The organism is Streptomyces sp. SBT349, from assembly GCF_001083795.1.
GTDB lineage: Bacteria > Actinomycetota > Actinomycetes > Streptomycetales > Streptomycetaceae > Streptomyces.
The window spans coordinates 1-6414 of the sequence record NZ_LAVK01000394.1 but is presented as its reverse complement, the minus strand read 5'-3'; the positions used below and the strand labels follow the sequence as shown (position 1 = coordinate 6414).

At 73.7% G+C, this 6414-nt stretch carries 5 protein-coding genes; 2 read left to right on the top strand and 3 right to left on the bottom strand.

From position 1 onward, the window contains the following. The first annotated feature begins 250 nt into the window (after positions 1-250). Complete coding sequence (locus tag ADY01_RS31035; RefSeq protein ID WP_049580050.1) at positions 251-2977, top strand: alpha/beta fold hydrolase; 2727 nt, start codon at positions 251-253, stop codon at positions 2975-2977. Beyond that, on the top strand, positions 2977-3831 hold the full coding sequence (locus ADY01_RS31030; RefSeq protein ID WP_049580049.1) for an ABC transporter permease: 855 nt from the start codon (positions 2977-2979) through the stop codon (positions 3829-3831). The genes ADY01_RS31035 and ADY01_RS31030 overlap by 1 nt, the downstream gene beginning before the upstream one ends. A 37-nt stretch (positions 3832-3868) precedes the next feature. On the opposite strand, the gene ADY01_RS31025 is transcribed toward ADY01_RS31030, so the two are convergent. Genes ADY01_RS31025 through ADY01_RS40025 form a run of 3 tightly spaced genes read right to left on the bottom strand, consistent with a single transcriptional unit; the run spans position 3869 to position 6203 of the window. Then, complete coding sequence (locus ADY01_RS31025) at positions 3869-5053, bottom strand: glycosyltransferase family 4 protein (protein WP_049580048.1); 1185 nt, start codon at positions 5051-5053, stop codon at positions 3869-3871. Then, complete coding sequence (locus tag ADY01_RS40030) at positions 5050-5490, bottom strand: hypothetical protein (protein ID WP_049580047.1); 441 nt, start codon at positions 5488-5490, stop codon at positions 5050-5052. Before ADY01_RS40030 ends, ADY01_RS31025 begins: the two co-directional genes overlap by 4 nt. Further along, positions 5487-6203 carry a sulfotransferase gene (locus ADY01_RS40025; protein WP_324613425.1) on the bottom strand — a complete coding sequence of 239 codons (717 nt, stop codon included), beginning with the start codon at positions 6201-6203 and terminating at the stop codon, positions 5487-5489. The genes ADY01_RS40030 and ADY01_RS40025 overlap by 4 nt, the downstream gene beginning before the upstream one ends. Between the last annotated feature and the right edge of the window lie 211 nt (positions 6204-6414).

Here is a 6414-nt window from a genome sequence, read left to right as displayed (position 1 = left end):
GTGGCGGGTAGGGGGGCGGGCGTCGTCGTTTCCTCACTCTGCGTGGTCAAGCGGTCTCCCGGAAGGTGGTATCGCTAGCGACCATACGACAAGATGCTTAGTACATGTAAATGAATTGGCGAAACCTTTAGGTCGCCTCCCGGGGTGCGCCGGCGCGTGCGACGGGCGGCCGGACGGGCACGCCGCGGGGACCGCCGCCACATTGGGTAGCGTGGGGAGATCGTCGGCCGCGCGAAGGGACCCCCGGCACATGAGACTTGGTTGGCCCCGCCCCGCGTCCCGCCCCGGGCGCCGCCTCCTCCGCCGCGGCCGGCTGATCGCGGCGGGCGCCGCCCTCGCGGTGGCCGCCGGTGCCGGCACCTGGGCCGTCGCCGGCGGTGACGAGGCGCCCGTGCACCGCCTCGACCCGGTTCTCCAGCTGCCGCGGAGCCCGGGGAGCGAGGAGACCGTGCGCATCGACGCCTCCTACTTCACCTCGGGCCCCGAGGACGAACGCCGCCCCGCCGTGCTCCTCGCGCACGGCTTCGGCGGCAGCAAGGACGATGTGAGGCCCGAGGCCGAGCGGCTCGCCCGCGACGGCTACGCCGTTCTCACCTGGTCGGCCCGCGGCTTCGGCGCCTCCTCGGGACGCATCGGCCTGAACGACCCGGACGCCGAGGTCGCCGACGCCTCCGGCCTCCTCGACTGGCTCGCCGAACGGCCCGAGGTCAGCCTCGACAGCGAGGGCGACCCCCGCGTCGGCGTCACCGGCTCCTCCTACGGCGGCGCCCTCGCCCTCCTCGCCGCGGGCCACGACCCGCGCGTGGACGCCATCGCCCCGCGCATCACCTACTGGGACCTGCCCGGGGCGCTCTTCCCCGACGACGTGTTCAAACGCCTCTGGACCGGCATCCTCTTCACCACCGGATCCACCGAGGCCGGCTACGTCCAGCAGTCCGACACCCCCCTCGACGACCCCGGCTGCGGACGGTTCACCGCCGAGCTGTGCGACCTCTACGAGCGCGTCGCCGTCGCGGGCGAGCCCGACGCCGACGCCACGCGCCTGCTCGCCGAACGCAGCCCCTCCGCCGTCGCCGAGGACATCGACGTCCCCACCCTCGTCATCCAGGGCCAGCACGACTCGCTCTTCCCGCTCGACCAGGCCGACTCCATGGCCCGCGCCATCACCGCCAACGGCGCCCCCGTCTCCGTCGACTGGATCTGGGCGGGACACGACGGCGGCATCTCCGAGGAGGACCGCACCGGCGACCGCGTCACCGAGTGGTTCGACCGCTACCTCAAGGACGAGGCAGGCGCCGACACAGGACCCGCCTTCCGCGCCACCCGCATCGCCGGCTTCGACTCCACCGACGGCGCCACCCTGCTGCGCGGCGCCGAGGGCACCGCCTACCCGGGGCTCGACGGCGAACCGGAGACGGTCGAACTCGCCGGTGACCCGCAGACGTTCGTCAACCCGGCCGGCGGCTCCCCGCCCGCCGTCTCCACCGTCCCCGGGCTCGGCTCCCTCGGCCGCCTCGACGCCCTGGGCATCGGCCTCTCCCTCGACTTCCCCGGCCAGTACGCCAGCTTCGAGTCACCGCCCCTGGAGGAGACCCTCCGCGTCACCGGCTCCCCGAGCGTCCGGCTGACCATCGAGTCCGACGCCCCCTCCGCCGTCCTCTTCGCCAAGGTCTACGACATCTCCCCGGACGGCTCCCAGCAGTCCCTGCCCGCTCAGCTCGTCGCCCCCGTCCGCGTCGACGGCGCCGACGCGGGCCGCACCGTCGACGTCCGCCTCCCCACCGTCGACTACCCCTTCGAGGCCGGACACCGCATGCGGCTCGTCCTGTCCACCACCGACCTCGGCTACGCCTCGCCCGACGAGCCCGCCACCCACACCGTCTCGCTGGCCGGGCCGGGCCTCACCGTGCCCACCGCCCCCGGCGTCACCACCGGAACGGCGCCGCTGCCCTGGTGGGCCTGGGGCCTGCCGCTTGCCGCCGCCGCGATCGCCGCCGCCCTCCTCCTCACCGGCCGCCGCGCAGCCGCCCCCGCCACCGCGCCCGACCCCCTGCTCGCCGACGTTCCCCTCAGGATCGCCGGCCTCTCCAAGCGGTACGCCGGGTCCGCCGACCGCCACGCCGTCCGCGACCTCTCCTTCCAGGTCGCCCGCGGCCAGGTCCTCGGCCTGCTCGGACCCAACGGCGCGGGGAAGACCACCACCCTCCGCATGCTCATGGGGCTCATCACCCCCGACGCCGGCGAGATCCGCGTCTTCGGCCACGCCATCCGCCCCGGCGCGCCCGTGCTCTCCCGGGTCGGCGCGTTCGTCGAGGGCGCCGGCTTCCTGCCGCACCTGACCGGCCGCACCAACCTGGAGCTCTACTGGCGCGCCACCGGCAGGCCCGACGCCGACGCCCGCCTGGACGAGGTGCTGGAGATCGCGGGCCTCGGCGACGCCGTCGACCGCGCCGTCCGCACCTACTCCCAGGGCATGCGCCAGCGCCTGGCCATCGCCCAGGCCATGCTCGGCCGGCCGGAGCTGCTCATCCTCGACGAGCCCACCAACGGCCTCGACCCGCCGCAGATCCGCGCCATGCGCGACGTCATGATCCGTTACGCCGCCGAGGGGCGCACCGTCATCGTCTCCAGCCACCTCCTCGCCGAGGTCGAGCAGACCTGCACCCACCTCGTCGTGATGGCCGGCGGCCGACTCGTCAGCGCCGGGCCCGTCGCCGACATCGTCGGCCACGGCGAGACGCTGCTCGTCGGCACCCCCAAGACCCTCGACGACGCCCTCCTCGGCCGGGTCGCAGCCCTTCCCGGGGTCGCGGACGCCCAACGCGCCGAGGGCGGCCTGCTGATCAGGCTCGACGGCGAGGCGTCCGACGCCGCCCGCCTGCTCGCCGAGCTGGTCCGCCTCGACATCCCCGTCCACAGCATGGGCCCCCAGCGGCGCCTCGAAGACGCCTTCCTCACCCTGATCGGAGGTGCCTGATGACCGCGGCACTCGACGCCGCCCCCGGCTACGCCGCCCGCCGCACGCTCCCGCTGCGGATCGAGGCCGTCCGGCAGCTCCGCAGGCGCCGCACGCAGGTCGTCGCCGCGCTGCTGATCGCGCTGCCCTTCGTGGTGGCCGCCGCGTTCGCCGTGGGCGGGCAGCCGGGCGGTGACTCGGAGGCGGGCACGCTGCTGGACACCGCCACCGCCTCGGCGGCCAACTACGCCGCCACCTGCCTCTTCCTGGCCACCGGCTTCCTGCTGGTGGTGCCGGTCGCGCTGTTCTGCGGCGACACCATCGCCTCCGAGGCGAACTGGTCCTCGCTGCGCTACCTGCTGGCCGCGCCCGTGCCGCGCGCCCGGCTGCTCGGCGTCAAGCTCGCCGTCGCCCTGCTGTTCAGCGCCGCCGCCATGGCCGTGCTGCCGCTGGTCGCGTTCGGCCTGGGAACCGTCGCCTACGGCTGGAGCCCACTGGAGCTGCCCACCGGCGGCACCCTGCCGGCGGGCGAGGCGACGGGCAGGATCGCCATCGCCGTCGCCTACGCGTTCGTCAGCCAACTGGTCACCGCGGCCCTGGCGTTCTGGCTCTCCACGGTGACCGACGCGCCGCTCGGCGCGGTCGGGGGCGCGCTCGGGCTGACCATCGTCGGTTCCATCCTGGACGCCATCACGGCCCTCGGCGACTGGCGCGAATTCCTGCCCGCGCACTGGCAGTTCGCCTGGGCCGACGCGCTCCAGCCGGAGGTGGAGTGGGGCGGCATGATCCGCGGCGCCTCGGTGTCGGTGGCCTACGCGATCGTGCTGTTCGCGCTGGCCTTCCGCCACTTCCGCACCAAGGACATCGTCTCCTGACCCCCCGCGCCCGGGCCGCCCGGCCCGGCCCGGCGCCTCAGCCGTTCCGGCCCGCGAGCAGCCCGGAGAACAGCTCCTCCCACCGGCCGCGGATGGCGTCGGGGGAGTAGTGCTGAACGGTGGCCAGGCCCGCGTCGCCCATCTCCGCGCGCAGCCCCTCGTCGCCCATCAGCCGGCGCATCGCGGCGCCGAGCGCGTCCACGTCCTCCGCGGGCACCAGCAGCCCCTCCTTGCCGTCCCGGATCACGTCGGCGGGGCCGGTCGGGCAGTCGAAGCTGACGACCGGCAGACCGTGCGACAGGGCCTCGATCAGCACCATCGGCAGTCCCTCGAACCGCGAACTCAGCACGTACATCGACGCCTTGGACATCTCCTCGTCCAGCTGGTCGGTCCTGCCCATCAGGAAGACGTGGTTGTACAGGTGGTGCTTGTCGATCAGCCTGCGGAGCTTGGGCTCCTTGTCCCCGGTGCCGTAGATCCGAAGCTGCCAGTCGGGGAACTCCTCGACCGTCCTCGCCCAGGCGGGGATCAGCAGGTCGAAGCCCTTCTGCGGGCGCAGCCGCCCGGCGGCGAGGGCGACCTTCGAGGTGCAGGTGCTCGGCTTCTGGTCCAGCGAGTGCACCGCGTTCGGGATGTGGACCACGCGGACCCGCGGCGCCTTGCGCCGGTACTCGTCGGCGTCGCGGCGGGTGAGGACCGCGACCGTGTCCAGGTGCGGATACCGTTCGACGATCGCCGCCCGCAGGTCCGGCTGGTGGGTCCCCAGGTTCACATGCTCCTGGGCCACGCGCAGCACGCCGCCCGTGGCGAACTCGGCCGACAGCAGGTTCAGCGCGGGGCGGGTGGTGACCAGGACGCCGTCCCGCAGGTTCGCCATCCAGCCGATCACCGCCCGTTCGATCCGGCGGCTCATCGCCTTGTAGCCGGCCTCGCTGAACGGGATGTGCCGGGGCGGACGCCCGGCCAGCCTCTGGGCGCGGCGCTCGCGGAGACGTGCCGGCCACCCCCGCGGCTCGGGCTTCGCGGCGCCGGGCCGCGCGTCTGTGAGGGAGTACAGGCTCACCCGGGGATCGACCTCGAAGTGCGGGGCGTCCTTGCGCCGCAGCACGCTGACCAGTTCGACGTCGTGGCCGGCCGCCGCCATGGCGTTCGCCTGGGTGATCACCGTGCGGATGGTGCCGCCCATCCCATAGGCGTGGAGCAGGAGGTAGCGGATCTTCATGGCGCCGGGGTCACCTCGACCGACAGGTTGTCTCTGATCGTGTAATACGGTCTCACCGCGGCCTTTCCCGCGGGCCTGACGACGGACTGCGGCGGGAATACCATGATCTTCTTCTTGCCCTCGATGTCGTCGAGGTGCCGTCCGAGCCGCAGCGCCCCGGCGGGGTCCGCCTCCGGGTCCCGCGTGAGGTAGAGGTCCCACACCGCGGGGAGTTCGAGCCTCTCGGGCGCGAGGTCCTCGACCGGACACGCCACGTCGAACGCGGCTCCCTCCAGCGGCGCCCGGTACCGCAGCCGGCGCGCGGGGTCCTCGCGGTGCACGAGGAGCAGCTCCCACTCCGCCTTCTCGTCCGCCGGGTCGTGGCCGTGGAGGCGGCCGACCAGGCGGAGCCGTCCGTCGCGCGGCCAGATCTGGGCGAGCTCGGCATGGCCGTTCACGAGACCCGCCCTTCGGTCGTGGCGGCGCCGGCCGGGTAGCCCCAGGCCGCGCAGATGTCGTGCAGGAGGGCCGGGACCTCCGCGGCGTCGGGCAGGGACCGGCCGGGCTGGACGCGGCCGGACCGGATCTTGTCCTTCCAGTCGCCGAGTCCCTTGGTCAGGTCGCGCTCCGCCGGGCTGCCGTACTCCAGCATGCCCGCCTCGAACGGGACGCCGAGGTGCTCGCAGACGCCCTTGAGCGCACCGGCCGGGTCCTCGGTCAGCTCCTCGTACCGCACGGTGTGGCCGGTCAGGGCGGCGCGGGCGCGCTCGACCGCGTTCATGTAGCGCAGGGCGTCGGCCATGGCCCTCTCGGGGTCGCGCTTCCTGGGGTCGGCCTCGTGCCAGGATCTGGCGACGGAGGCGGGGTGCCTGAGCAGGAAGACGAACCGCGCGTCGGGCCAGCAGGCGGCGATGCGCCGGTGGGAGAAGGCGTTGCCCGGGGTCTTCTCGACGAGGAACGTCTTGCCGGACCGCACCAGTTCGCGGTGCAGGACCCGGTCCCAGAGAAGGTGTTCGAGATCGGCGCGGTCCAGGCCGAGCGCTTCGAGCGACATCCGGGCGAGGTTGGTGGCGAATTCCACCTCCAGCCGCCTGAAGTGCAGCTCGTGCGGGGCGTGGAGGCGGGAGTGGGCGCCGAGCATCATGCGCAGCAGCGTGGATCCGGATCGCACGGGCGCGATGATGAACACCGGCTCCTTCAGGAGCCGGTCGACGGCCGGATCGGCGGGCGGGCGGTGGCGCGCCGGGGCCCCGGGGGGGGGGCCGGCGGGGGGGTCGGCCGGCTGGGGGCCCCCCGCCCGGGGCCGGCTCTTTTTTACAATCTCCAGCCCCCCCAGCAAAAGGGGAGATTTGATGTCGTCTTTCTCCTTGTAAAAAAAAAAA